The sequence below is a fragment of the Chryseobacterium sp. Leaf180 genome, assembly GCF_001424585.1.
GTDB lineage: Bacteria > Bacteroidota > Bacteroidia > Flavobacteriales > Weeksellaceae > Chryseobacterium.
In genome coordinates, this window is the sequence record NZ_LMPJ01000012.1 from 42196 (window position 1) to 68512 (window position 26317).

The window sequence follows — 26317 nt, forward strand, 5'->3', positions numbered from 1 at the left end:
ATATTATTCAATGCAAGAACAACAACATCAGATAAAAATCTACGGATTTCTGCAGAAGGCAGTATATGCGGTCGTTGCATTAGATTGTGCCTCTCTTTTTTACCTGAATGCTGATATTCCGGTAGTATCTGAATTATTAAAGAATTTTTCCAAGCTAGCTTTTATCTATCCGCCAGCCAATGCAAAGTTTGCCACCCTTCTTTTAATAGGATTGGTGGCAATAGGAACAAAGGCTAAGAAAAAGAAGGACCTTAATATATCAGTCGAAATTATTGTTCCCATATTGTGCGGACTTACCCTTATTTTTTCGTCATTGCTCTGGCAAGATGAGGCTGGAAATGCAGCGCTTCCAAAATTCCTACCAGGCTTGAATTCCTACCAGGTATTCTACGCGGTTCTATCCTTTCTTGGAGCTGTTATTCTTCAGATGGGAGCCGACAGCATCTCAAAGCTGATGCAGCAAAAAATGGGTAAAGACCGATGGAATGTAGAGGAAGAGTCTTTCGATCAGAATCAGGAATTGATATGTTCAGAGACTACAATCAATATTCCGTATCTATTCAGGTACAAAAACCTAAGCAACAAAGGCTGGATGAATATTAATCCATTTCGTGGAACAATGGTGATCGGGACACCGGGTAGCGGTAAATCTTTCGGTGTTATTAATCCTGCGATCCGGCAGATGATTGCCAAAGGGTTTTGCCTTTGTATCTATGATTTTAAGTTTCCGGATTTAGCACAGATTGCCTACTATCATTACCTGTTGAAAAAAACCAGAGAATCAGACTATTCGTACAGCTTTCACGTGATCAATTTGAATGAGATTGAAAAATCAAGAAGAGTCAATCCTTTCAGAAAAGAATACATCCGGACTCTGGCCGAAGCTCAGGAGATGGCAGAATCAATGGTGTCTTCTTTACAAAAGGGAGGCGCTACAGCAGGCGGTGGTGCAGACCAGTTTTTTACCCAGTCGGCCATCAATTTTTTATCATCCTGCATTTATTTTTTTGCCACCTACGAAAACGGTAAATATTCAGATCTGCCTCATATTTTATCTTTTATGAACAGAAGCTATAAAGAGATATTTGATACCCTCTTTACCAACGAGGAAATTTTTTCCTTACTCTCGCCTTTTAAGTCCGCATATGAAAATAAGGCGTTTGACCAGTTGGAAGGTCAGGTAGGTACGTTGAAGATTTTCCTTTCCAGGCTGGCCACCAAGGAAAGCTTTTGGGTCTTTTCAGGTGATGAGGTGGAATTAAAGTTCACGGACAAAACAAATCCCTCTATCATCATTCTCGCCTCTGACCCGGGGACGCAGGATATTAATTCCGCGCTTTATTCGTCAATACTGAACAGAACTTTGCGGCTGATTAATTCAAAGCAGAATTTACCGGGAGGAATAATTGCTGATGAGTTTCCAACGATTTATATTCATAAAATTGATAACATCGTTGCTACCGCACGAAGTAATAAGGTAGCTGTCTTATTAGGACTGCAGGAACTCCCGCAACTGCGTCAGTTTTATAAAAAAGAAGTGGCAGACACGATCTCTGCTATTGTCGGAAATGTTCTCTCGGGATCCGCGAGGGATAAAAATACACTCGAATGGCTGGAGAAACTCTTTGGAAAGATAAAGCAAAAAAGTTTTTCCCAATCCATATCCCAGCAGGGAACATCCACCAGTATCAACGAAAAAATGGATCATATGATCCCTGCCGGAAAAATCGCAGCCTTAAAAACCGGAGAAATGGTGGGGATGATTGCTCAGGGTGAGGAGAACAATACGGATGAATATAAAACATCTGCTATAAACGGTAAAATCAATCTGGATATGAATGCCATCGAAAAAGAAGAAAAAAGCTATGTGAAAACACCGACCTATTACTCTTTCATCGATAAAATGGGCATCGATAGGAAAGAAGAAGTGCTTATGACGAATTTCCGCAAGATCAATAAGGAAGTGGAATTAATCGTCAGTGAGCTTATTAAGATATAATGATGCCCCTTATGATAATGAATAAAGAAAGTCAATACAGATGAAAAAATATAAAATAGTATTGTTAGCCTTCATTTTTTTGAGTGCAAGATTCTTTTCACAGTTTAATACCATCACCGCCATTGTACCAAAGAAATCTGATCATCTGACCGTATATGAAGAAGTCACTGTGGAAGGTCAGATAAGAAAAAAGGATACTCAAAAATTTTGGAAACAGCTTTTAAATTTCTCGGCGAAATCAGATTTAATAAGCAAAATCGATTCGCTTAAAACAATGGTTGATAGCTATGGTCAGCAGAGAAGTCTGCTTGAAAGTGAAATGGAATCTTTAAAAAGTAATGTATTGCAGCTAATTAAAATGCAAAAGGATGAAGTGGCAGAAGTACAGGATACGCATCAATACGTTAAAACTGAAGAAATGAAAGTTAATACAACCGATTTTGTAAAGATCAGCATGCCGCTTAATAAGATGCTTGTAACATCATCCTATGGAAACAGATTGCATCCAATTTACGGAAGAAAAAAAATGCATAATGGAATAGATCTCAGGGCCTACTATGAAAATATTTATTCTGTTTTGGATGGGGTTGTAACGGATATCGGACGGGATGTAAAAGGCGGAGGAAACTTCATTAAAATAACACATTTCAACCGTTTTGAAACTTCATATCTGCATCTTTCTGAGATTTATTATCGGACAGGAGAAAAAGTGAAAGCAGGATATATTATTGGGAAAAGCGGAAATTCTGGTAACTCCACTGGACCACATCTGCATTTTTCGGTAAAAGAATTAGGACAAAATATTAACCCTTCAGACTTTTTGAGCGACCTCGTAAAAGTTTACAATTTAACAACAAGATATAATGAGTAGAGAAAATTTACCAGCAGATGAGCTGATCAAATTTGGAATCATGAATGATGATTTATCATTCTCAGACAAACTTAGCCAAGAAGATATTTATAAGTTTTTAAATGGCTACACTATCGTTGCAGATCATGACAAAAACAGGGCAACTTTCCAGCTGGTGGATAGCAACACCACTCTGAAGGTCATATTACTGGAACGGGACAAAAGCATACATGAGATTCTGCTTAACAGTAGGAATCATATTGAATATTCCAGCGTTCAGGACTTTTCAGACGCGGATGGGAATATGATCTTTCAAAAAAAAGCCCACATATATGATAAGGAAAACCGAAAAGTGGTTGAATTTGATTTCGTTAAGAATGCGCGGGAATTAACCCCCATTATCGCCGATACGAAGGATACAGTGGAACTTAATAGATACATGGATGAACTTGTAAAGTACAGAATATTTCTTCAAAAGAAAGCCGACCAATTTCCAAACGTAGCAAATGAATTAATTCTTGATCTCCAGATTGTTACCAAAGAATTGGGTGTCATAAGTGAAATTTCCAAAAATTTGAATCTACCTGATTCGCAGCGTCAATACAGACCACACCTAACAGTCACTAATGGTGATTCAGATGCTATAGGACAGCAAAGTGAAGATCATGAAATAGAAGAGGAGATAGAAAAGCCAAGAACTTTCAGACGGTAAGGCGAAACACAATAGGCCATATCAGCATTATCACTACTTAGGAATGTGGTATACCGGAGAAACCTTTACCATGAAAAGGGAAGATCTCTACCTCAGATATCAGTCAGCAAAACATAAAAAACTTAATTATTAATCAAAACCCAATTACTATGGAAGAACAGAAACAATTCGATCAGGTTCAATACCTAAAAGACCAGTTAAAGTATCTAGGTTTCGGAGAAAATGAGAAACTACACAAGGATCTGGAACACGGGATCAACGCTGTTGAAAAACAGTTTGAGATCAAAACATCTTCAGATAAAGCCTTAGCAGGTAATCAGATTGACTTTATCCTCAAATTCAACAAATCTGAAAGCGGCGGTGTTTTTTTCAACATGTACAATGCCAAGTTGAAGAATGAAAAAGGAGAAGAGATTTCACATAATTTCCAGATTAGCCGTGAGCATAATTTTACAGCTAAAGAGGCTGTCAATCTTCTTGAAGGGCGTACCGTTAAAACCGAGTTTCAGAACCCAAAAACGAATCAGACAGAATCGGCTTTTGTAAAGTTCAATTTTGATGAGCCCAAGACTGAAAAGGACAATTATCAATTTCAAAATTTTTATCAGAATTATGGTGTTGATACGACGCGCATTGTTGAAAAATCAAACCTCATTTTTGATAAACCGGAATATAAAGAGGACACCATTAAATCTTTGGACAAGGGAAATGTTGTCAAAGTCAAGTTTGAACTTGATGGTGAAATATTGGAAGGAAAGGCAGTACTGAATCCACAATACAAAAATTTAAGCCTGTATAACCAGGATATGAACCGGATCAATACCAACAGATCTTTGGATGGGTTGGATAATGATACTAAACTTGATAAAAATAATGCGAAGGAGCAAAGCATCAAACGATAATTTGCAACAGAAATAATCTTTTAAGCGGAAAGTAACACAATTCTTACCGCTTTTTTTAAACCAAAGATCATGAAGAAAAAACACATTATATTTTTAATTACCTTATTTTCAATCGTCTCCTGCCACAAGGAAATAAGATCCGAAAATGGTGGAATCGATGTAGTTTCTGTCGTTTATTTCAAGGCATCCAAGAATCTGAACCAGAAGCAGACTTTCCACTTGTCCGGTATCAACTATTCGGGTGACACGATCATAGAACGGATTCCTGATGTTAATTTTCCGGAGATAACCAGGCAAATGTTTCTTATTAAAGATTCCCTTTGCTACAAGCTGGCAAATGAAAATGCGGGCAGTACTATTATTTCTGAAGTCATTAAAAGCCGTAAGCCGGTGCCGATTAAACTGAAAAAAGAAGGAACCCTATTTAGTAATGAACGTATCCCCAATTACAACAACAGGCGGAACTTACCGGATACTGTTTTGTTTGATAAAAAGTTCAAGCGGTTTGAAATCAATTCTCCCTGGATGTATACACGCTTTTACATCCATCCAAATGATACAATTCTACCTTACTCAATCTATAGACATGCAGAAAAAGATTATGGAGGAAGACTGGAAAGAATCGATTCCTACAATAAAAAGACTGACATATTTGTAACGCTTCAACTCATACCCAGAAAAAATTGGGATAATGCTGCAAAAGAGATTTTTGAGTTTAATTCGTTTCTGAAAAAAATAAAAAGTGAATAGCCTTAATCCTCAAGATAATATAACCGGTGACATAACGGTTGTTCAGGGAAGTAAGAATGAGGTCATTGTTTTTGGGGATCAGGATGACACCGAAGCATTTCTGGAACTCTTGAAATTAAACAATCAGACCGGTTTCAGAACCATTATCACTTTAAATTCCCTTGCAAACGACAGCGTGTTTTTAAATCTGTATCAAAAGTTTGACGGTAAAATATTTCTTTGCCTCAGCGGCGACAAAAATGGAGACGTTGCCACAGAAAGAATAATGACAGGGTTCTATGGCAAGAATATAAAAGATATCAGATCATTATATCAAATTTCCGGAGATCATAATAGCAGTCTCAGTGAGTATCTGCTAATGAGGTCAAAGATTAATAACAAAAATATTAATTTAGTTGAACCAACAATTCTAAAAAATGAAAACAATAGTCCTCAACCCGACAGAATTTCCAATACTCAGCACGTGGAATCCGGAACTTCTGGAAGAAATCCTGCAGGAAATGTCGAGGAAAGCGAATCCTTCCAAAATACAGATTACTTCAGCAGACAGGGAATGGTCGGCGGCAATGCTGGAAATGGACTTGCAGACACAATCTGGGAAAATCTGGTTGGAAGCGGAAGGAGAGATGGATGGAACGGAGGAACACAACAAAAAACAGTTGGATCTGATGAAAGAACGGGAGATCTTGTGGGGAGAGTCGTATCCGGGAGAGATTTATCCAATGGACAAGGACAAAGACCAGTTTCCGATGTAGAAAGTTTTCTTGAATTATATAAAGGACTGCAATTATCCAATGAACAGATTGCAGAAGTAGTGTCTGCGGCCTGCATTGTCAATGAAGATTCAAAAATTGTCCTGAAAAAAGATGTTAAGATTTCCGCTGGTCTTACTGAAATTTGCAGTCAGTATCGCAGTGGCGGCACGGCAAAAGCGGGTAGAGGGATTTTGGATGAGTATTATACAGATCCCGGAATTGTTGATGCCATCAGTAAACTTATCAGCAATCATTTTAAAAATAAGTCTCAGATCTCCGTTTTAGAACCCAGTGTAGGCACAGGAAATTTTCTTTCCGCTGCGAAGAATCTGGGTGTAAAAACTTCCGTTACGGCATTTGAGGTTAACGAGACTACCGCAAAAATCGCAAAGATTTTCCATCCCGAAGTCCAAATTAACCTGCTTTCTTTTGAATCTCAATTTATAGATGAGAAAGGAAATAAGAAGGATCCTAAACAATACACCGAACGGTTTGATTTGGTAATTGGTAATCCTCCTTATGGTGAGCATAGAGGGCTTTATAAAGGTTTGGGTGAAGAGCCAAAAATCGCGAAATACGAAGATTATTTTGTTAAACGCTCATTGGATTCATTAAAGAGCGATGGCATTCTGGCCATGGTCCTTCCTTCCGGCTGGATCAACTGCCAAAAAAATTTATCTAACGCCTCCATTTTGGAAGGTTTCAGGTTGCCTGTCGGCTCTTTCGCAGGCACACAGATTGGAACGGATATCATCATCTTAAGGAAAAATCCTCAGAACAGATTCAATGATATTTCGAAATATTTTGAAAATAATCCTTTCAGGATTCTTGGCGAAATTACCGAAAGAACCAATCGTTTCGGACGTTTGGAAAAATATGTTGTTGGAAGTTTAGAAGAATCACTTCTACAGCTAGAACAAATTAAAAAGGCGAAAGAAACGCTGCGAATTGGAAATCTTTTTGAAGATTTGGTTCCACTTGATAACGATAGCGATGACGATAATGAGAAAAAATCTACTAAGGAACTAACGACGAACAAAGAGCAGCCACCATCAATTCAAAACCAGGATGGTCTTGGAATACATCTGCCGGATATTCAGAATAAGGTTACAGAGGTTCTCTCAAAGCTAAACAGTATAAAATTTAAATCTCCTTCGGTTGTACGGGAGATTGATAAATATGTAAAGATAAAATCTGAATTACTTGATCGTCCTGAAACGTTTAACATTGAAACAATCAAGGATATTGATCAGAAGGCCGATAAGATCATGCAGTCCCAGTTAGGAAAGAAAGCAGAATATAAAATCCTTACTAGCCCTCAAATTCAAAAAGGTGTCTTAAAATATCAATTTTCCAAGGCTGATGACATTGTCGAAACTTCCCTGCAAAACAATTCTGAGATTTCTACACAAGAGATTGAAGCATTTAAGGATACCGAGTATGACGGAACACTGAGAAATCACCAGACTCATCATCAGTTTGCTAATTTTATTTCCGGAAAGTGGGTTCACGATTTTTATTATGCTGAAGGAAATATTTATGCGAAGCTGGAACAGTTAGAAAAGGACCTGTCTGATAAAAGTATCGTCGACCTATCAGGAAATCAATATGAAAAGCAGAAGGCTCTGTTACAAAGCGTACTTCCAAAGACAAAGTCACTTGATGAAATTTTTATCAGTCCGAACCACGAATTTGTACTTCAATTCAGTCTGGGCGAAATTGAAAAAACACGATGGAATCATCAAACAAGAAGTTCTGAGCAAATTATTGAAAGTTATAATCTTGCCGAAAATTTTAAGGATTTTGTGGGAAATTTGCCGAGTGAAGCATTCGCAGGTTCTTCTTCATGGGAAGTAAAAAGTTTTGTGGATAATGAAACAGTCACGGGAAGCGACAAAGAAAGAAACGCCCTGGTTCGCGAGAGAAGAAAAACTGCCGCAAATGATTTGTTTTACAAGTTTCTTCGGAATGAACTGTCGGATGATATCAGGGATCGGTTTGTAATAGAATTTAACCGTAATTATAACAATATTTACGTTCCTGACTACTCAAAATTTCCTCTGTTTTCGAAGATTCATCAGAATTTCAAGGGTAAAGAATTTCGTCTGACCCAGGTGCAGAAGGCCGGAATTGGAAGGCAGACCACAAAAGGAGTCGGACTGCTGGCTCATGAGGTAGGTTTTGGGAAAACACTGTCCGGGATTTTATCTATGCATGAAGCGATGTGGAGAGGAAATGCGAAAAGACCTTTAATAGTTGTACCCAATGACAGCATCTTAAAACAATGGGTAGAAACGATTTTTGAAAGTATACCCAATGCGAAAGTTAATGTACTCGGAAATCTAGGTAAAGATTATGACCTTTCACAGTTTAGTAACAAAGACGGAGAGATCACTATTATGACTTACGAAGGCTTCAATAATATTGGTTTTTCCAATACGATTACCGAAAGCTTATCATCAAAATTCAATTATATTTCTGAAAGTGAGCTCAAAGGTATCACCAATACTGAAAGAGATATTCAGATTGGATTGCAGAGGGAGAAGGAGATCGAAGGGAAAATGAAACGCGGAAAGATCTACGACTGGGAAGACTTCGGCTTCGACCATCTGACTTACGATGAGGTGCATAATGCCAATCATATTGTAGGGAAGGTTAAAATCGAAGACCGGAGGTTCGCATCTGATTTCAGAGGACAGAATCAACAGACTTCCAAATTAGGAATCAATACCTGGATGGCAGCCCAATATATTCAGGATAAGAATGAAGGCAGAAATGTTACGTTGCTTTCAGCTACACCTTTTACAAATAAGCCGCTGGAATATTATTCAATTTTATCACTTATCGCCAACAAGCGTTTAGAGGAATCCGGTTATTTTAATGTAAATACCTTCTTCGAAACCTTTATGGAGGCAGACAATGATATGGAAATTGATGCAAAGGGTGATGTAAAATTTAAAGCAAATGTCAGAAGATTTAAAAATAATTCGTTGTTTCAACAGCTGTTATCGGAATTCATTGACATTAAAGGGGAGGAGGATAATCCAGAACTCGTCCGTCCTAATAAAATTAATAAAGAGTATAAGATTGAACAGAATCATCTGACCAAGATGCAATACGAATTGCTGAACGAGAGTTTTAACGACAACGAAAAAGGAGCAATTCTTACCCATATTCTCAATGCCCGGCTCATTGCCATCTCTCCTTACCTCTCGATATATTACGAAGGGGAAGAAGCGACTGTTAAAGAATTTGTAGAAAACTCACCAAAACTGAAGCAGACCATGGATTTGATCGCACAGAATAAAAAGGATATTCCGGAATCAGGACAGATTATTTATTCAGAATTAGCTGTTTCTCAGTTTCCAAAACTAAAGCAATACCTAATTGATGAAATCGGATACTTACCGGATGAGATAGGAATTATAACAGGGGCAACTAATAAGAATCAGCGAATAAATATTCAAAATGATTTTAATTCAGGCAAAATAAAAATCGTGATCGGAAGCGAAGCAATACAGGAAGGAATGAATCTTCAGCAAAATACGACAGATGTTTATCTGCTTTCATTACCATATAATTTTACTTCTTTGCGACAAATAGAAGGGCGTGCCTGGCGCCAGGGTAATAAAAATGAACACGTGAGAATTAACTTTATGTTGACCAATGATAGTATTGATGTTTTTATGCTGCAAAAGTTGCAGGCCAAGCAGGCCAGGTATTTAGAAGCAATGAAAAAAGGAGCAGATGTTCTTGATATATCAGACATAAGTACGCAGGAGCTTAAAACATCGATCATAACCGATCCCGTAACGAGGGCCGATATTGAGATAGAACTTCTCAAAAAGCGGATTGAAAGTGAGAAAAACAGGCATCTCGCAGACCGGGCTTTTGTCCTGAGAAAGTACGAAGATGTTCTTAAGGTAAAGGAATTAATCACCAAGGCAGAATATGCTTACAATAGAGTAGAAGGCTATTCCACTAACGGTGATGGAAACGCAGAATATTGGAAATCTCAATTACCATCCTATCAGCAAACTATAAATCTTCATCAGAATCAATTGCGGGAAGTGGTTCAAAATTTATCACAGAAGAGTGTAAACGTGTTGGAAATTGAAAAACAGAACCAAGCTACTGATGACTCAATTCTTGCTTTAGATAGAAAATTGGAAGAACTTTCCTCGGTCCGTGAAGAGATGATCACACAATATAAAATAGAGAAAGAAGACATGTTGAAAGCTAATGAAAACAGAGATTATTTGCAGGAAAGGAATGAAGAGAACATCATGATATTTAATTCTCAAACAAAATCTGTATTTGTTAATCCCTTATATTCAGGTGTTAGTCCTATTAGACCAGAAATTTCCACTGAAAAAATAACGGATCAGGAAAAAAGTTTTTTTATGAAGCGATAATAAATGACAGCCTTCCTGATGGTTGGGGTAGATTACTCTTCGATCGTCTGCTTCGCTCGGAAGGAATCTTTCAATCAGATATCTCACCGCTTCACCGTCTGGCATATGTAGGCCTTCACGGTATGGGGGCTTTATTTTATGAACCGGATCAAAGTCCTGAAAGCAGTGATGAAATGATCAATTTGGATACGTTGGCTACTCAAACTGAAGAATTTTTACAGGGTGATTCAGAAGAGGTGATTCCGCAGCTATTATCTTTAAACGGATCTTCTGCCGGAGCAAGGCCAAAAGCACTGATCGGCGTTGATACAGAAAGAAAAGATATATCCTATGGAGCGAATGTTCTTAGTGATTCTTATGAACCCTGGATAGTAAAATTTCCTAATTCAGTAGATGGTAAAGATGCCGGGGCGATAGAATACATTTATGCTTTGATGGCTTTGTAGGCAGGCATTAATAATCCTGAAGTTCATCTATTCCCTTCAAAGAAAGGTAATGGCTAGTTCGCCGTTAAACGTTTTGACAGGGAAAGGAAAGAACGTATCCATATGCATACGGTAAGCGGGCTCATGCATAGCAATTTTAGATTGCCATCACTTGATTACGAAGAACTACTATCATTAACCGGCATCTTAACCAAAGATATCCGAGAGGTGGAAAAAATGTATAGATTGGCAGTGTTCAACGTTTTGGTTCATAACAGGGATGATCATGCAAAGAACTTTAATTTTTTGATGGATGAATCGGGGAACTGGATTCTTTCACCTGCATACGATCTGACTTTTTCAAACGGTCCGGGTGGTGAGCAAAGTACCATGGTGTTAGGAGAGGGCAGAAATATAACTGTAAAACATCTTTTTAAGCTAGGTCAGGAAGCTAAACTGTCACAGGTTTTTATCGATAGCGTTATAGAGCAGACAAGATATGCATTGGCGCAATGGAAAGATTTGTCACAAAAATTTGACGTAGAGAAAAATAAAGCCGTATTAATCAACCGTATCCTTAAAAATATATAATTACAGTTTTATGAAGGTAGTTTAATCCATTGTAGTCCAATTGATACATACTTAATTTGTAAGTCACCTAAATAGGCATTAAGTAGCCTCTCATCCATATAGAATACATTATTCTTCCATATTTATTGCGATTTTAGCTCATCACATTTGATCAATAATTATCAGTAGCTGAAAAATATACTGAGACATAAAAATGGTCAAGTTTTCTCCAAAGTATAAGCAATAAGTGGTCAGGAATAATGCGTAGCAAACGAAAACAAATAGATTCTCAATCTAGAGATTTTAAAGAATTCGAGCTCGAGCCGCTTATGAAGTTCAATGAAATGCAGAGCGCTGAAGCTCAAAAGATTTTAAAAAAGTCAAATATTGATATGTCTGAAGAAGAAGTAGCGGATATATTGGTTTTGCTTCATATGGTTGTTAAGATAACCCTCAAAGAACTCTTTTCAGCTGAAGAATAATTCTTATATTAGTGCATATAATATTGATAATCATATCCGTTTCAATATTAATTACTTTCCAATCAACAAATAAGTTTTATGCAAACTGCCGATTTATACATCCGTGTTTCTACGGACGAACAAGCTGATAAAGGTTATTCTCAGCGCGATCAGGAGGAACGTCTCCGTAAACACTGTAGCACTCAAAATATTCAGATTGATCGTGTCATCATTGAAGATCATTCCGCAAAAACTTTTGAAAGACCGGAATGGCTGAAATACATGTTTGGTTTTAGAAGAGGTAAACCTGGCAAGCAAAATAAATTGCTGCTGTTCACCAAGTGGGACCGGTTTAGCAGAAATACGAGCGAGGCCTATCAAATGATCTCCAAACTCACCAAGTTGAATATTTTTCCCCAAGCGATTGAACAACCTTTAGATTTAAGAGTTCCCGAAAATAAACTATTACTAGCGATATACCTTTCTACGCCAGAGGTAGAAAATGACCGTAGAGCTTTAAATGTGATATATGGAATGCGTAGGGCCGTAAAAGAGGGCCGGATGATGGGCACAGCTCCTTACGGCTATATCAATAAATGCACGGAAGATGGACGAAAATACGTTGCCATAAAGGAGCCTGAAGCTTCAAATATTATCTGGGCTTTCAGAGAAGTTGCAAAGGGGCATCTACCTAGTGCCAAGGTGAGAGAGCTTATGAATAAACGAGAAGGACGGGAGCTGACCCGGAACTCATTCCTTGAAGCTCTTCGCAATGTAGTCTACTGTGGAAATGTAATTTTAAAAGCCCACGGTGACGAGGAAGAAAGAATTATCAAAGGTAAACACGAACCCTTAATTTCAGAGGAGCTCTTTATGAAAGTTCAGCATATTCTTAAAAGGAAAAGCAATAAGGATATTTTTTTGCCTGGAGGTCGTGTCATCAACGAAGATCGATATCCTTTACGTGGGTTATTACTTTGTCCAAAATGTGGAAAGAATTTAACTGCCAGTAGCGCCAAAGGTCGGTCGAAGCATTACTATTATTATCATTGCACGTTAGCCTGCGGCTTCCGCCATAATTCTGAGATAGTTAATGAACTTTTTGAAGCAGAGCTTTCCAAATTTCATTTTATCCCAGCTTTTGCAAATCTGTTGAAGGAGATATTGAAAAAAAATTTTTCGAGTGTGACGGATGGGCTTGATGACGAGAGAACACTACTGACCGAAAGCGTTACAAAAATAGAAAACAAGATTTCTAGGGCAAGAGATCTATACCTTGAAGATAAGTTGGATGAAGAAGATTTTAGAGCTGTAAAGGCAAAAAATAAGGATGAACTTGACCGACTATTATTCAAACTTAATTCTATCAAACAGTCCAAGAAGGATAATAATGTTGAATATAAGCTGGATGCAGCTTTAAAGGCCGTTACTCAAATTTCTGAAAGATATAAAAAAGCAGATTCAATTGACAAAAGGGCTATAATTGGTTTGATATATCCTGAAAAGTTAACCTTCGACGGAGAGAACTTTCAAACCACAAAAATCAATAGTTTTGTAAATACTATCTTTATGATTAAGAAGGAATTAGGAAATAAAAAAAACCGACAAAGAAGCGAAAAAACTTCAAATGTCGGTTATGTGACCTCGACAGGATTCAAACCTGTAACCTCCTGAGCCGTAATCAGGTGCGCTATTCAGTTGCGCCACGAGGCCGTCGTTTAATGGTTTGCAAATATAATACTTTTTTGGTTTCTTTGAAGAATGAAATTCAAAATTTTCTTCGTTTCTGCCGTTTTTGCGGTAATGTCCTGTAAACAAGAGACAAAAAATGCGCCTCAAAAGCTATTTAAAATCAGTGAAAAGGTTTCGTATGTATCCGAAGGCGGATTTTTTAAATTTAAATCAGGAAAATTCATTTATTCTGTCGATGAAAAAAAGCTTCCTTTTAAGCGGACAATCTTTCTGAATGCAAGTTTGCTGGGTTATGTTTGTGAAATTAAAGCTGAAAATTCGGTGATTGGTGCCGCCAGTCCGGAGTATATTTTTTCACAGGATTTAAATCAGAAAATCAATTCTGATCAAATTGTAAATATCGGAAATGAGCAGAAATATGATCTCGAAAAAATTATTGCTTTACGCCCAGATGCCGTATTTACGAATTATATCGCGAGTTTTGAAAACACGTATCAGCTTTTAAAAAACAACGGTATCAAAGTTTTTTTCCTCGACGAATATACCGAGCAGAAACCTTTAGAAAAAACCGCTTATATCAAGCTTTTCGGGAAACTTTTCGCGAAAGAAAAACTTGCTGAAAAACGGTATAAAGAAATCTCAGAAGAGTATGAGAAACTTAAAAATCTGGCATCGCACTCCAAAGACAAACCAGAAATTTTAGCCAATGAAATGTACGGCGACATTTGGTATCTTCCAGGCGGGAAAACTTTCACGGCAAATTATATCAGCGATGCAGGCGGAGATTATTTTTTAAAAAACAACACGGAAGGAAAAGCGCTGACTATGAATTTTGAAGAAGTTTATTCAAAATCGCAAAATGTAAAATACTGGATCAACGCTGGTAATCACCATTCTAAAAAAGAAATGCTGGCAGTGAATCCTTTATATTCAAAATTAAATGTTTTTAATAAAGGTAAAATTTACGCAGTCACTGCGAAGGAGAAAGGGAAATCAAATGACTTTTTTGAAAGCGGCGTCGTGCGTGCTGATTTGATTTTGAAAGATTATATTAAAATTTTTCATCCGGAACTGCTAGCAAATTATCAGCTCACGTATATGAAAGAAGTGCAATAAAGCGCGGATTTCTGTATTTTTGCACCAATTAATTATTATGTGGAAGAGAATTAAACAGGTACTTTTTATCATCCTCTTGCTGAACGTGTTTTTCATCATTTGGGGAAGATTTTTCAATCCGCCGATCACACTTACACAGCTCGGCGGCATTTTTGCGTACGGGAAACTCGATCGCGACTACGTTTCGTATGATGAGATGGGAAGTAATGTGAAAAAGGCAGTAATCGCCTCGGAAGATCAGAACTTTTATAAGCACGACGGTTTCGATTATAAAGCAATTGAACGCGCGATGAAAAGCAATGAAAAAGGAAAAAAACTGCGTGGCGGAAGCACCATTTCTCAGCAGACGGCAAAAAATATTTTCCTCTGGCAGGGTCGGAGCTGGATTCGCAAGGGTCTGGAAGCGATCTACACGTTTGTCATCGAAAAAGTCTGGTCAAAAGACATTATTCTTGAGCGGTACCTGAATTCGATTGAGATGGGACAGGGCGTTTTTGGTGTCGAAGCGGCTTCGCAGTATTATTTTAAGAAAAGCTCGAAAGATCTTTCGGCTTCTGATGCAGCGTGGATTGCAGCAGTTTTGCCAAATCCGAAGAAGTATGATCCGAAAAATCCGTCACCGTATCTCCGCAAAAAACACAACTGGATAATGCGCCAGATGAAACACATTAAACTGCAGTAAGTTTATTTGAAATTTTTACGAAATAACAAGATCTGAGAAATTCTGATCCGGAAATTCTTCATTAAATCTTTTTAAATAAAAACTTCTGCGCATCTGAAAATCGTTTCTCAAAAGTGGAGAAGCGATTTTTATTTTGATAATTTTATTCTCAAGACTCACGCTTTCAATTTCGCTGAAAAGTCCTGCATCAAGATAGTCTTCAAGAAAATCTTTGATCTCAAAAGCCATCAGTTTGCTTTCAAAACCATGAATTCTGGCGAAAGACTGCACCAGTTCCGACGACTGAAATTCCCTTTTTTTGTTACGCTTCATTTCCTGTCAAATTTCAAAAATAATACTTTCCTCGTTGATCTTTTTTACAATATTTTCTGTTCGTTCCCGATGTGTATCGGTAATAAAAATCTGTCCAAAATTCTCCTTATTTACCAAATTGATAAGCTGTGCCACGCGAAGATCATCAAGTTTATCGAAAATATCATCGAGCAGTAAAATCGGAGTTTTATTGGTTAATTGCTTGATCAGATTCATCTGCGCAAGTTTTAAACTGATTAAAAATGATTTCTGCTGACCTTGTGAACCTATTTTTTTGATCAGTTGCGAATCCATTTCAAAAAGCAAATCGTCTTTGTGAATTCCCTGCGAAGTGTATGTGAGAACGCGGTCTTTTTCAATGTTTTTATCCAGAAGATTCTGAAAACTGTCTTCAGATAAATGTGAAGCGTACTGAACCCGAACCGTTTCTTTTCCGCCAGAAATCACTTCATAAAACTGCGATACAACAGGATTCAGTTTTGAAACAAAATTGCTTCTTTTCTCAAAAATTTTTGTTCCTAATTTTACAATAGGTTCATCATAAATTTCAAGCGAATCTCTTTCCCAGATTCGGTTTTTAGCAAAATATTTAAGCAAGGCATTCCGCTGCTGAATGGTTTTTTGGTACTGAATCAGATCAAAAAGATATTCTGAATCGGTCTGAGAAATCATCGAATCCAGGAACTTCCGCCGGCTTTCCCCGGAATCTGAAATCAAATTTGAATCGTAGGGCGAAATCATGACGCTCGGTAAATATCCGATGTGGTCGGCCATTCGGTCATAATTTTTTCCGTTTTTACGGATAATTTTTTTTCCTTCCTTTGGCTGGGATATTTTTATAACATCTTCATTTTCATCACTTAAAACTTCTGCATCGATCGAAAAAAAGTCTTCGCCGTTTTTAATATTTAAAATATCTGAACTTCCTAGAAAACTTTTTCCAACCGAAAGGTAATAAAGTGCATCTAATATATTAGTCTTGCCTGCGCCATTGTTTCCTACAAAGCAGTTGATCTGCGGCGAAAGATCGAATTTTTGCTCGTCGTGATTTTTGAAATTATAGAGAGAAAGTTTTTTAATGATCATAAAAGCGGAATATTTCAGTCTTTTGAAGATAAAGAATGAAGAATTTTAAAACTTGAAGTAAAGATAAAGAATGTAAAACAAAAACGGCAAACCTGAGCAGGTCTCGACCCAAAATGAAAAATAAGATTCGCGGTTGGTGGAATCTGAAAAATAAATCAAAATAAAAGTAATAATTGAAGTGATGAAAAAGCTCAATGAAAATGGAAAATCCAGATAAAAAGCAGAAAGCAGACAGGCAGAAAAAACGAGAATGTATGCCAGATATTTCGTGTTTTGCACACCTATCATTTTTGGAAAAGTTTTAATATTGTCGCTGTGCATATCGCGTATGTCAAAGGGCAAAACGAGCGCTGTGACGAATAAAAAACTGATCAGGAAAATTGGGATGTTGAAAGTGGGAAGCGTAAGCCATGAATTGACGAGCGCCCACACAAAACCGACGTAAAAGACTTTGAGTAAAGGGATTTTCCGGATATAATTTTCAAGAAAAAAACTATTGTAGAGCAATCCAAGGATAACAATTACTGCCCATTTTACAAGTCGGATTTCATTATGATTAAAAATAATAAACACTGCAGAAATAACTCCGGAAATAACATTCAGAATGAAAATTTTATAAAAATGCTCGGTTTGCTGGTATTTGGTGTACAGATATCCGCTGAAATACGTAATGAAAATTAAAACCGCAGAAGGAAAACGGAAGGTATTTTGCTCCAGCATAAAAAAAACCGACAGCAAAGTTCCCATCAGAGAGACGTAAAATTGGCTGTTGATAAAGTATTTTTTGGCTAAACCGAAAGGAGACATGAATCAAAAATAATATTAAAAAAATTTAAATAGCTTCAAAAACGGTTATTTTTATTCGAATATTCCATAAATTTCTAAAAGACAAACAAATCTCTATGAAAAGATTTTTTAAAATCATCTTATCCGTAGTAATGCTCATCGTAAGCAATGCCATTTTTGCCCAGAAATACTACGACGCACAATGGAAAAAAATCAGTCAGAATGCAGAAAAGGGATTGTACAAAAGCAATCTGCCGATCATTTCTGCCATAAAAAATCAGGCTATGAAAGATAATAATGCAGTACAGCTCATCCGTTCGCTGAAGGCGGAATTTTCGGTTGTCAATCAGACAGAAGACGATGAAAAAAATGATTCTGCATCAAGATTTTTCGCAAAATTAATTCAGACAGAAAAAAAAATGAAAGGCAATGATCTGCTATTTTATAACGTTTTGCTGAACGATTTTGTGACCGAATATTACAGCGAAAATCAGTGGAAAATCAACAGGCTGACAAATATTAATTCGCAGGATGTTTCTCAGATTGAAACGTGGAGCAAACTTGATTTTAAAAATTATCTAAGTAATTCTTTCAAAAATCTCGATTTGGAGGTTGATGCGATGCAGAAAATTAAATTGTCTGATTATAAAAATGTACTGTACAACACCGAAAATTCAGACTATTTTCCGACGCTGAAAGACTGGTATCTGCTTAAGAAAATCACTTTTTTATCTGACCGCGCATTGTTTACCAAAAACGAGATTGCAGAAAATAAAGTCAAGGTGAATGAAATTTACGATGATTTAATTACTAGAAATTCCGGCAATGCGAAGCTGTATTACATGCATCAGAAAATGAACAGCAGTTGTTTTGTTAATGAATGCAAAAATAAACTCGCGCAGCTTGAGACGCTGATGAAAAGTCGTGTAGAAGGCGACTATAAAGTATTGATTGCTCAGGAAATCATGAATGAACTTGTGGCGAAAAACCGGCAGAAAGAAGCTTTGGAACTGGCAGATTCGGTTAAAAAGCAATATCCAAAATCGCCCTTCCTGAAAAATTTAAAAAACATTGAAAATCAGATTACGAATGCTTCGCTGGTTTTAAAATTTGAACAGCAAACTCAGCCGAACAAACCAATTCATCTGGTTGCAGAGGCCAAGAATCTTTCCGCTTTCTCTCTGAAAATTTTTGAGGTGAAAGATGATATAAAGAATTTTTTGAATTACTCCAGAAGTCCGTATAACAATGCTTTCGAGAAAGTAAAGAAATCGTTGGTCAAAACTGAAAATTTTTCTTTGCCGGATGCGAAAGATTACCAGAATCATACAACTTCAATGGAAATAAAACCGCTGCCTGCCGGAATTTATCTGGCTGAATATATTATTTCTAATGATGCCGGTTCAAAAGATGAGTCGAACCAGCGACAGTTTTGGTTTCTGGTTTCAGATAATTCTATTATTTATCAGAAAAAGGAAAATGCGTACAGTTTTAATAACGAAATGAAACTCATTAACGCTGAAAACGGGAAATCTGTAAGCAATGAAGATTTGGTTTTTTATGAGAGCGGAAATGATAAGATCTTAAGTAAATTTTCAGGTAAAACCGATGCAAATGGCGTATTCCGTTTTCCTGATTCTAAGAATAAAGATTATTACCGGAATTACCTGATTTATCAGTCGAAAAGTAATTCTTTTCAGCTCATGGATATTTACGGAAACCGTGCAGAACAAAATGACGAGCCGGAAAATAATATTCGTACAAAAGCTCAGATTTTTACCGACCGCGCGATTTACCGTCCCGGCCAAACGGTTTATTTTAAAGTAATTAATACAAAAATAGATCAGCAAAAGGAAAGCGTTTTCGCAGGAATTAAACAGAAAATCACCTTAAAAGATGTCAACGGACAGGATATTTCTTCGCAGGATTTTACGACGAATGAGTTTGGGTCATATCACGGAAGTTTTATTTTGCCGAAAGGAAAACTCAACGGTAATTTTAGTTTGGTAACCAATGGAAATGCAGAAGCTTACAAATATTTTCAGGTTGAAGAATACAAGCGTCCGAAGTTTGAAGTGACTTTTGAGCCTGTAAAAAGCGAGTACAAATATGGCGAAACCATCGAGCTGAAAGGAAAAGCAATGACTTTTTCCGGAATTGCACTCAGCAATGTGACCGTAAACTATGAAATCAAAAAACAGAATATCCGCTGGATGTATTTTCCGTGGTATCCGCAGGATTACGGTAATGAAAATTCGATTTTGGGTGAAGCGAAAACCAATGATAAAGGAGAATTTACCATTCGTCTCGACCTTAAAAAAGATGAAAATGTGGAGGGAATTCAGATTGATAATTTTGCAGTAAATGCTTCTGTGACCGACATCAGCGGAGAAACTCAGTCTGCAGATACAAATCTGAAAGTCGCTTCGGTGACGCATTTCATCAAAGCTGATGCGGTTGAAAATGCATTTGATGACGAGAAAATAGAGGTGAAAGTTGAAACGAAAAATTACAGCGAGCAGAATTTAAAGAAAACGTATCAGGCAAAACTTTCTAAGCTGGAAGGTGCGGAAAGAGTCTTCAGAAGCAATTTTGAAAGTGAGATTCAGGATTTACCGAAGTTTTCAAAATCAGAATTTATCAGCAAATTTCCGCATGATCTTTACGACAAAAATGATGCGGCAGAAAACCGAAAGGTGTCACAAATCATTTTTACTAAAGAAAACAGCAGCGAAAAAACACTTGATATAGGAAAACTTCCGGCGGGCGATTACCGTCTCGAACTCTACAATATTGAAGGGAAAGACACCATAAAAACAATGCAGAATTTCTCGGTATGGAATAAAAAAATGCTGAGTCCGGCTCAGAAAACATTTCTTACGGTTGTTGCTCCGAACGAGGAGATTATAAGAGGAGAGAAGGAGAAAATCTTTGTTTATTCCGCGATTCCTGATGCGTTGGTAAATGTTTTTGTACAGGATGGAACCGGCAAAAGTACAGCAGAAGTTCTGACGTTGAAAAACGGGGTTTTGGAGTATGAAGTTCGGGCGCCGAAGGATGAAAAGGTGAGTCAGCTATATGTGCAGTTTCAGATTGCCGCATTTAATGACATTCAAACCAAATCCGCATTGTTAAAAATTAAAGATATCAAGGATGAACTGAAGATCGAGACGGTGACTTTCCGTGATAAAATTGAGCCGAATTCGAAAGAAAAGTGGTCAGTAAAAATCACAGGAAAAGAGAAAATTAATGCTGAAGTTTTGGCAAATATGTACGATAAATCGTTGGATCAGTTTGCGGTAAATACTTATCAATGGGAGAAGCTGGCTCAAAATTTTACAAATTTTGCATCGTACTCGATTGAAAAAAATCTTGCGGAAAGTTATTATTCAAAGACTGTAAAGTTTTTATCAGAAATTGATTTGAGTGAGCCTGAATTTATTTGGTTTGATGGAAATGTTAATTTTAAATATCTGCGTGAAGAAAGAATACAAATTATTAATAATGTAATTCCTGAACCAGTTAAAGCTGCAAAAGTTGAAACTCCTGTTATGAGGTTGCAGTCCTTAAGATTAGATGATGATGTAATCGACCTTTTAAATTCTGGAAGAAAATTAAGCGAAGAGGAGAAGAGACAACTAACTGATATTGAAAATTTTAAGTATGGATCGGATGGCTTACCTATCAAAGATTTCGCAGGTGAAGATTTAAATAAAATCCCGGTTCGGCAAAATCTAAATGAAACCGCTTTTTTCTATCCCGATTTAAAAACAGATGCTAACGGAAATGTGAATTTTGAATTTACTTCGCCGGAAGCGCTTACCAGCTGGAAACTGATGTTTCTGGCCCACACCAAAGACGCGCGCGCAGCGGTTTTGGAGAAGGACGTGATCACACAGAAAGAATTTTCCGTTTCGCCAAATTACCCGAGATTTCTGCGCGAAGGTGACGAGCTCAATCTGCAGTCGAAACTTTCAAATCTCACCGATAAAAAACTAAGCGGTACGGCACAGCTGCAGATTTTGGATGCATTTACAAACGAAGATATTTCGTCCAAGTTTGGTCTGAATCAGACAGCGCAGAATTTTGGTCTTGCAGAAAACGGGAATTCGGCTTTAAGCTGGAAAATTAGCGTTCCGAAAAATGTTTCTTCGGTCATTTTAAAAGTAGTGGCAAAAGCCGGAAAATATTCTGACGGCGAACAGATAGCAGTTGCCGTGCTTCCAAACAGAATTCTGATAACCGAAGCCGTGCCTGTTTTTGTAAAAGAAGGCGAAACGAAAACTTTTGTATTGGAGAATCTTAAAAATGCCAATTCTTCCTCTATTACCAATGTTTCAAATACTTTGGAACTCACGACGAACCCTATTTGGGAAATTATGTTTGCACTACCGAGTCTGAAAAATGATACAAACAGTTCGGCTGATGTGATTTTTAATAAATGGTTTGCAGATGTTTTGGCTTCTGAAATTTTTAAAGCCAATCCGAAGATTAAAACAGTTTTTGATGAATATCAAAACAAAGGTTTACTGATGTCGAATCTGGAAAAAAATCAGGAACTGAAACAGATTTTGCTCGACGAAACACCGTGGATCTTGGAAAGCAAAAATGAAACGGAGCAGATGCAGAAACTGGCGCTTCTTTTTGATGCCAACACGATGAAAAATTCGCTGTCACAGGATTGGGACGATTTTGCCAAACTTCAGAATCCGGATGGTGGATTTTCATGGTACAACGGTTATCCGAGCTCGCTGACGACGTCTTTATATATTCTTAAAAATCTGGGCAAACTGAATCTCTGGCTTAAAGAAAATATCAAAAATTACGAAAACGAAGATCAGAAAGATTTGGTAAAAAAACTGACTGCTTATGTTGATGCTGAGATTTCTAAAAGCCCTTTTAATAAAGAAAATGCGCTGTCAGATTTATATTTAAATTATCTCGATGCTCGCAATTACTGGGAAAAAGAATATCCGTTTACTTCAAAAGTTGCGGCTCTGAAAACTTTGGTAAAACAACAGGCAAAAACAGCAAAAACTTCAGATTTTACTTTCTACGGACTGCACAGAATGGCTTTACTGACCAACAATTACGGACTTAAAGATGTTTCGGATAGATTTTTAAAATATTTGAAAGAAACTTCTGTGGAAAGCAAAACGCAGGGCGTTTACTGGAAGCAGAATCTTGATGACTGGGGCTGGTTTAGATCAAAAGTGGTGAATCATGCGGGCGCTTTGGAAGCTTTCAATACGTTGACGCCAAACGATCAGAAATTTATTGAAGAAATGAAAATCTGGCTGATTACGCAGAAGGAAGTGAATTCATGGGGAAGTTCAAGAGGAACAGCAGAAGTAATTTTCACGATTTTAAATTCAGGGAAATCCTGGACTTCGGCGGACAGCGATAAAGCAGAATTTTTGTGGGGTAAACCCAATCCAAATTTTGCAAAAGGTAGAAACCAAATTTCGGCGACAGGTTATATCAAACAGACCATAACGTCGGATGAAGTTGATAGAAATTTGGCGACAGTAGTAGTTAGAAAACCAGGCACAGGAATTGTGCAGGGTGGATTATTCTGGCAGTATTATGAAGATTTGGATAAGATAAAATCAACTGAAAATTATCTGTCCGTAACGAAAGAGCTTTACAGAAAAGTGAAAACGGTGAACGGTGAAGAACTGCAGAAAATCACACCATCAACTTTGTTGAAAGTCGGTGATAAAGTGACAGTGAGAATGATTATAAATACCGATCGCGCCATGGAATTTATTCATGTGAAAGATATGCGCGCCGCCGGTTTTGAGCCTTTGGATGTAATTTCCGGATATCAGTGGAAAACAGGTTTGGGTTATTATCAGTCGACAAAAGATGCGTCAACCAATTTCTACATCGAATATATGCCAAAAGGAAAATATGTTTTTGAGTACGATTTTGTGGCCAATGCTTCCGGTAAATTTTCGAACGGAATTACCACCGTTCAGAATTATTACGCACCGCAGATGAATGCGAATACGAAAGGCTCGACAGTAATTATTCAGCCTTAAAAAACAGCAATCATTACATTAAATCTTCATCTTTAAAAGGTGAAGATTTTTTGTTTACGCTAATTTTTTAAAACAGCAAAAACTGATTATATTTGTTTGCAAAGAAATAAACCATGGAAAACGTTTTTGATGCCGCAGTGGCGCAAAATTATATCATCAGAATCAACAAACTTGTGGAAGATACGCACGGCCACTGGGGCAAAATGACGGTCGACCAAATGCTTGCACATTGCTGCATCACGTACGAACTGGTTTATGAGCCGGAAAAACACAAAAAACCGGGTGCCATTGCTAAATTTATTCTGAAAACATTTGTGAAGCCAAAAGTAGTGGGAGAGAAGGCGTATCCGCACGATTCTCCAACGGCTCCACAGTTTCTGATCAAAGAAAGAAAAAACTTTGACGAAGAAAAGAAAAGGCTGATCGGTTACATCCAAAAGACGCAGCAACTCGGCAAATCAGCTTTCGACGGGAAAGAATCTTTTTCTTTCGGAAAACTCAATGCGCAGGAATGGAACAATATGTTTGCGAAACATCTCAATCATCATCTGAGCCAGTTTGGCGTTTAAAATTACAGCGATGAAAAATTTCTTTTTTATCCTGATTTTTCTGTCTTTGCAACTTTCTGCGCAGATGCCAAATATTTCTAGAGTCTTTTTAAATGAAGGCAAACCATATATTGGCAGCATTTCGGAAGAACGCAAAAAGCTGACATTGAAAATTGATATTTCGGAGCAGAACCGGAAAAACGATCAGCAGTATTATGTTTCAGGATTTACGGTGGTCGATAATACGGCGATGAGATTTGAAGGAACGATCACTATTACCGAATACAAAGACCGAAAGAAGCGAAGCATAATTTACGGAATTTATGATTTTGCGGAAGAAAATAACGGTCCGCATTCGGGGAAACTGACAGGAAAATTTGTCTACAAACTCAACTGGAATAAAAAAACCGAGCGGCCGGAAAATCAGGATATAAAATTCAACGGAAACTGGATAAGTTATGATAAAACCATGCATTACAAAACAGAATTCAGTAACGGCAAAAATTAATTGGATATGAAATTAGGCGTTTTTTCGCTGAGTCTCAGCGTTAAAGATTTAACGAAATCTAAAGAATTTTACGAAAAACTCGGCTTCGAAAAAATGGGCGGTGACATGAGCAGCAATTATCTGATCATGAAAAACGGCTCTACGATTATCGGAATTTTTCAGGCGATGTTTGATGGTAATATGCTGACTTTTAATCCGGGTTGGGACGAAAACGCCAAGAATATTGATGCGTTTGATGACGTACGCAAGATCCAGAAAAAATTAAAATCAGAAGGAATTACGCTTGAAAAAGAAGCCGACGAAAGCACCAGCGGCCCTGAGCATATTTTTCTGAAAGATCCGGACGGCAATATGATTCTCATCGATCAGCACAGATGAGTATTGATTTAAAATAAAAAGATATAAATTCTGATAATTAATTTTACTAAAACCTACAACCAAAACCGACAACTAATAACCAAAAAAACCAAAAAATATGGCAGCAGTAAATGTGTATCTGACTTTCGATGGCGACTGCAGAGAAGCTTTTGAAATGTATCAGAAAGTGTTTGGAGTAGAAATTCCATACATGGGAACTTTCGGAGAAATGCCGCCGCAGGAAGGTTATGAATTGCCCGAAGCGGATAAAAATAAGATCATGCACGTCACACTTCCGGTTTCGCAGGAAACGTCGATAATGGGAAGCGATATTACCGGTCAGCATCGTGAAGGTTTCAAAATGGGAAATAACTTCGCGATCTCTATTAATGCCAATTCAAAGGAAGAAGCAGATCATCTTTTTGCAGGTCTTGCCGATGGCGGAAAGGTTACGATGGCGATGGAAGATACCTTTTGGGGCGCTTATTTCGGAATGCTTACCGATAAATTTGGCGTAAACTGGATGGTAAACTATGACGATCCTGCCAAAATGCAACAGCATCCGTAGCAAAATCTCTTTTAAATGACAAAAAGACTGCATAGATAATGTAAATTGATTCTGGCATTATGATTGTCAAAATAGATTAAGTTCTACTGTATGACAAAGCTAAATTCTCTATTCTCCGCAGTCTTTTTGTTGATTTTTTCCACTTCATTTGCTCAGAAAAGTGATGTGGGTGCCTGGTACATGTATTTCGGAAATAATAAAATCAGTGAAAAGTTTAATTTTCATAATGAAATTCAATACCGGAATTTTGATGCGGGCGGAGATCTTGAACAGCTTTTGATTCGTACAGGAATTGGTTACGATCTTACCGAAAACAATAATAATGTATTGCTCGGTTACGGTTTTATTCTCAGCAAACCATATTCAAACGGTGTAAAAACCGAAAACATTGAGCACCGGCTTTTCCAGCAGTTTATTACAAAGCAGAAATTTGGCAGATTCAATATTCAACACCGCTTCCGTCTGGAAGAACGTTTTTTTGAGGAAGATTTCAGAATGCGGGCCCGTTATTATTTCGGGCTTAATATTCCGCTTTCCAATAAAGAAATGCTGCCCAAAACCTTTTATCTTTCGGCATACAACGAGATTTTCATGCATCTCGACAGTCCGGTTTTCGACCGGAACCGTGTGTATGGCGCTTTCGGTTTCGTGATCACTAAAAACCTGCGCATCGAAGCTGGATATATGAATCAGATTCAGGAAAATAAAAATCGGGGACAGGTACAGATCGGATTTTACAACAATATACCTTTTACCAAAAACTGATTTAAAATTTTCTG

Annotated in this window: 20 protein-coding genes, 1 tRNA gene and 1 pseudogene; 18 read left to right on the forward strand and 4 right to left on the reverse strand. The window is 37.4% G+C overall.

Annotated features, from left to right (window positions below; genetic code table 11):
- Nucleotides 1–10 precede the first annotated feature (10 nt).
- The 10 genes and pseudogenes from ASG01_RS14210 to ASG01_RS15790 all read left to right on the forward strand — a co-directional run bounded on the left by ASG01_RS14210 (nucleotide 11) and on the right by ASG01_RS15790 (nucleotide 13513).
- Nucleotides 11–1999 (forward strand): type IV secretion system DNA-binding domain-containing protein, encoded by a 1989-nt coding sequence (locus ASG01_RS14210; protein ID WP_055865066.1) that lies wholly within the window; start codon nucleotides 11–13, stop codon nucleotides 1997–1999.
- Between the two features lie 40 nt (nucleotides 2000–2039).
- On the forward strand, nucleotides 2040–2870 hold the full coding sequence (locus ASG01_RS14215; protein WP_082498388.1) for a M23 family metallopeptidase: 831 nt from the start codon (nucleotides 2040–2042) through the stop codon (nucleotides 2868–2870).
- Nucleotides 2863–3561, forward strand: coding sequence for a hypothetical protein (locus ASG01_RS14220; RefSeq protein ID WP_055865071.1), 699 nt, complete (start codon nucleotides 2863–2865; stop codon nucleotides 3559–3561). The genes ASG01_RS14215 and ASG01_RS14220 overlap by 8 nt, the downstream gene beginning before the upstream one ends.
- A 149-nt stretch (nucleotides 3562–3710) precedes the next feature.
- On the forward strand, nucleotides 3711–4463 hold the full coding sequence (locus ASG01_RS14225) for a hypothetical protein (RefSeq protein ID WP_055865074.1): 753 nt from the start codon (nucleotides 3711–3713) through the stop codon (nucleotides 4461–4463).
- Nucleotides 4464–4532: 69 nt separating this feature from the next.
- Entirely contained in the window at nucleotides 4533–5213 is a 681-nt protein-coding gene (locus tag ASG01_RS14230; protein ID WP_055865077.1) for a hypothetical protein, read from the forward strand.
- Nucleotides 5206–10383, forward strand: a complete 5178-nt coding sequence (locus tag ASG01_RS14235) for an Eco57I restriction-modification methylase domain-containing protein (protein WP_082498389.1) — start codon at nucleotides 5206–5208, stop codon at nucleotides 10381–10383. Before ASG01_RS14230 ends, ASG01_RS14235 begins: the two co-directional genes overlap by 8 nt.
- Nucleotides 10384–10556: 173 nt before the next feature.
- A complete protein-coding gene (locus ASG01_RS16260) occupies nucleotides 10557–10829 on the forward strand; it encodes a HipA domain-containing protein (RefSeq protein WP_238584563.1) in 273 nt (90 codons plus the stop codon).
- A 69-nt stretch (nucleotides 10830–10898) separates the two neighbouring features.
- A pseudogene (locus tag ASG01_RS16265) lies at nucleotides 10899–11399 on the forward strand (type II toxin-antitoxin system HipA family toxin); the annotation flags it as partial.
- Nucleotides 11400–11638: 239 nt separating this feature from the next.
- Nucleotides 11639–11860, forward strand: coding sequence for a hypothetical protein (locus tag ASG01_RS14250; RefSeq protein ID WP_055865086.1), 222 nt, complete (start codon nucleotides 11639–11641; stop codon nucleotides 11858–11860).
- 78 nt (nucleotides 11861–11938) lie between these two features.
- Nucleotides 11939–13513 (forward strand): recombinase family protein, encoded by a 1575-nt coding sequence (locus ASG01_RS15790; RefSeq protein WP_082498390.1) that lies wholly within the window; start codon nucleotides 11939–11941, stop codon nucleotides 13511–13513.
- Here the strand turns inward: ASG01_RS15790 and ASG01_RS14260 are convergent.
- Nucleotides 13479–13552 (reverse strand) — tRNA-Arg (locus ASG01_RS14260). The genes ASG01_RS15790 and ASG01_RS14260 overlap by 35 nt on opposite strands.
- 48 nt (nucleotides 13553–13600) lie before the next feature.
- Here ASG01_RS14260 and ASG01_RS14265 point away from each other — a divergent pair.
- Complete coding sequence (locus ASG01_RS14265; RefSeq protein ID WP_055865090.1) at nucleotides 13601–14647, forward strand: ABC transporter substrate-binding protein; 1047 nt, start codon at nucleotides 13601–13603, stop codon at nucleotides 14645–14647.
- Nucleotides 14648–14684: 37 nt separating this feature from the next.
- Complete coding sequence (gene mtgA, locus ASG01_RS14270; protein WP_055865093.1) at nucleotides 14685–15329, forward strand: monofunctional biosynthetic peptidoglycan transglycosylase; 645 nt, start codon at nucleotides 14685–14687, stop codon at nucleotides 15327–15329.
- Nucleotides 15330–15344: 15 nt separating this feature from the next.
- On the opposite strand, the gene ASG01_RS14275 is transcribed toward mtgA, so the two are convergent.
- The 3 genes from ASG01_RS14275 to ASG01_RS14285 are packed head-to-tail and all read right to left on the reverse strand — an operon-like array spanning nucleotide 15345 to nucleotide 17534.
- Nucleotides 15345–15641, reverse strand: coding sequence for a hypothetical protein (locus tag ASG01_RS14275; RefSeq protein WP_055865096.1), 297 nt, complete (start codon nucleotides 15639–15641; stop codon nucleotides 15345–15347).
- A gap of 6 nt (nucleotides 15642–15647) precedes the next feature.
- Entirely contained in the window at nucleotides 15648–16727 is a 1080-nt protein-coding gene (recF, locus tag ASG01_RS14280; protein WP_055865099.1) for a DNA replication/repair protein RecF, read from the reverse strand.
- Nucleotides 16728–16772: 45 nt separating this feature from the next.
- Nucleotides 16773–17534 (reverse strand): hypothetical protein, encoded by a 762-nt coding sequence (locus ASG01_RS14285; protein ID WP_055865102.1) that lies wholly within the window; start codon nucleotides 17532–17534, stop codon nucleotides 16773–16775.
- 95 nt (nucleotides 17535–17629) lie between these two features.
- Between ASG01_RS14285 and ASG01_RS14290 the strand changes: the two genes are divergently transcribed.
- From ASG01_RS14290 to ASG01_RS14315, 6 genes are all read left to right on the forward strand, one after another.
- The gene (locus tag ASG01_RS14290; RefSeq protein WP_055865103.1) at nucleotides 17630–23557 is read left to right on the forward strand and encodes an alpha-2-macroglobulin family protein; all 5928 of its coding nucleotides are present in this window, start codon (nucleotides 17630–17632) and stop codon (nucleotides 23555–23557) included.
- A gap of 113 nt (nucleotides 23558–23670) precedes the next feature.
- Nucleotides 23671–24126 (forward strand): DUF1569 domain-containing protein, encoded by a 456-nt coding sequence (locus ASG01_RS14295; RefSeq protein WP_055865105.1) that lies wholly within the window; start codon nucleotides 23671–23673, stop codon nucleotides 24124–24126.
- Nucleotides 24127–24136: 10 nt separating this feature from the next.
- The gene (locus ASG01_RS14300) at nucleotides 24137–24613 is read left to right on the forward strand and encodes a hypothetical protein (RefSeq protein WP_055865344.1); all 477 of its coding nucleotides are present in this window, start codon (nucleotides 24137–24139) and stop codon (nucleotides 24611–24613) included.
- 6 nt (nucleotides 24614–24619) lie between these two features.
- The gene (locus tag ASG01_RS14305; protein ID WP_055865108.1) at nucleotides 24620–24991 is read left to right on the forward strand and encodes a VOC family protein; all 372 of its coding nucleotides are present in this window, start codon (nucleotides 24620–24622) and stop codon (nucleotides 24989–24991) included.
- Nucleotides 24992–25088: 97 nt separating this feature from the next.
- Entirely contained in the window at nucleotides 25089–25538 is a 450-nt protein-coding gene (locus tag ASG01_RS14310; RefSeq protein WP_055865111.1) for a VOC family protein, read from the forward strand.
- Between the two features lie 90 nt (nucleotides 25539–25628).
- Entirely contained in the window at nucleotides 25629–26303 is a 675-nt protein-coding gene (locus ASG01_RS14315) for a DUF2490 domain-containing protein (RefSeq protein WP_055865114.1), read from the forward strand.
- Nucleotides 26304–26317 lie beyond the last annotated feature (14 nt).

Excerpts from the sequence above, each read along its gene's own strand:
- ASG01_RS14210 (WP_055865066.1), top strand. The coding sequence starts at position 11 with ATGCAAGAACAACAACATCAGATAAAAATCTACGGATTTCTGCAGAAG.
- ASG01_RS14215 (WP_082498388.1), top strand. The coding sequence starts at position 2,040 with ATGAAAAAATATAAAATAGTATTGTTAGCCTTCATTTTTTTGAGTGCA.
- ASG01_RS14220 (WP_055865071.1), top strand. The coding sequence starts at position 2,863 with ATGAGTAGAGAAAATTTACCAGCAGATGAGCTGATCAAATTTGGAATC.
- ASG01_RS14225 (WP_055865074.1), top strand. The coding sequence starts at position 3,711 with ATGGAAGAACAGAAACAATTCGATCAGGTTCAATACCTAAAAGACCAG.
- ASG01_RS14230 (WP_055865077.1), top strand. The coding sequence starts at position 4,533 with ATGAAGAAAAAACACATTATATTTTTAATTACCTTATTTTCAATCGTC.
- ASG01_RS16260 (WP_238584563.1), top strand. The coding sequence starts at position 10,557 with ATGATCAATTTGGATACGTTGGCTACTCAAACTGAAGAATTTTTACAG.
- ASG01_RS14250 (WP_055865086.1), top strand. The coding sequence starts at position 11,639 with ATGCGTAGCAAACGAAAACAAATAGATTCTCAATCTAGAGATTTTAAA.
- ASG01_RS15790 (WP_082498390.1), top strand. The coding sequence starts at position 11,939 with ATGCAAACTGCCGATTTATACATCCGTGTTTCTACGGACGAACAAGCT.
- ASG01_RS14265 (WP_055865090.1), top strand. The coding sequence starts at position 13,601 with ATGAAATTCAAAATTTTCTTCGTTTCTGCCGTTTTTGCGGTAATGTCC.
- mtgA (WP_055865093.1), top strand. The coding sequence starts at position 14,685 with ATGTGGAAGAGAATTAAACAGGTACTTTTTATCATCCTCTTGCTGAAC.
- ASG01_RS14275 (WP_055865096.1), bottom strand. The coding sequence starts at position 15,641 with ATGAAGCGTAACAAAAAAAGGGAATTTCAGTCGTCGGAACTGGTGCAG.
- recF (WP_055865099.1), bottom strand. The coding sequence starts at position 16,727 with ATGATCATTAAAAAACTTTCTCTCTATAATTTCAAAAATCACGACGAG.
- ASG01_RS14285 (WP_055865102.1), bottom strand. The coding sequence starts at position 17,534 with ATGTCTCCTTTCGGTTTAGCCAAAAAATACTTTATCAACAGCCAATTT.
- ASG01_RS14290 (WP_055865103.1), top strand. The coding sequence starts at position 17,630 with ATGAAAAGATTTTTTAAAATCATCTTATCCGTAGTAATGCTCATCGTA.
- ASG01_RS14295 (WP_055865105.1), top strand. The coding sequence starts at position 23,671 with ATGGAAAACGTTTTTGATGCCGCAGTGGCGCAAAATTATATCATCAGA.
- ASG01_RS14300 (WP_055865344.1), top strand. The coding sequence starts at position 24,137 with ATGAAAAATTTCTTTTTTATCCTGATTTTTCTGTCTTTGCAACTTTCT.
- ASG01_RS14305 (WP_055865108.1), top strand. The coding sequence starts at position 24,620 with ATGAAATTAGGCGTTTTTTCGCTGAGTCTCAGCGTTAAAGATTTAACG.
- ASG01_RS14310 (WP_055865111.1), top strand. The coding sequence starts at position 25,089 with ATGGCAGCAGTAAATGTGTATCTGACTTTCGATGGCGACTGCAGAGAA.
- ASG01_RS14315 (WP_055865114.1), top strand. The coding sequence starts at position 25,629 with ATGACAAAGCTAAATTCTCTATTCTCCGCAGTCTTTTTGTTGATTTTT.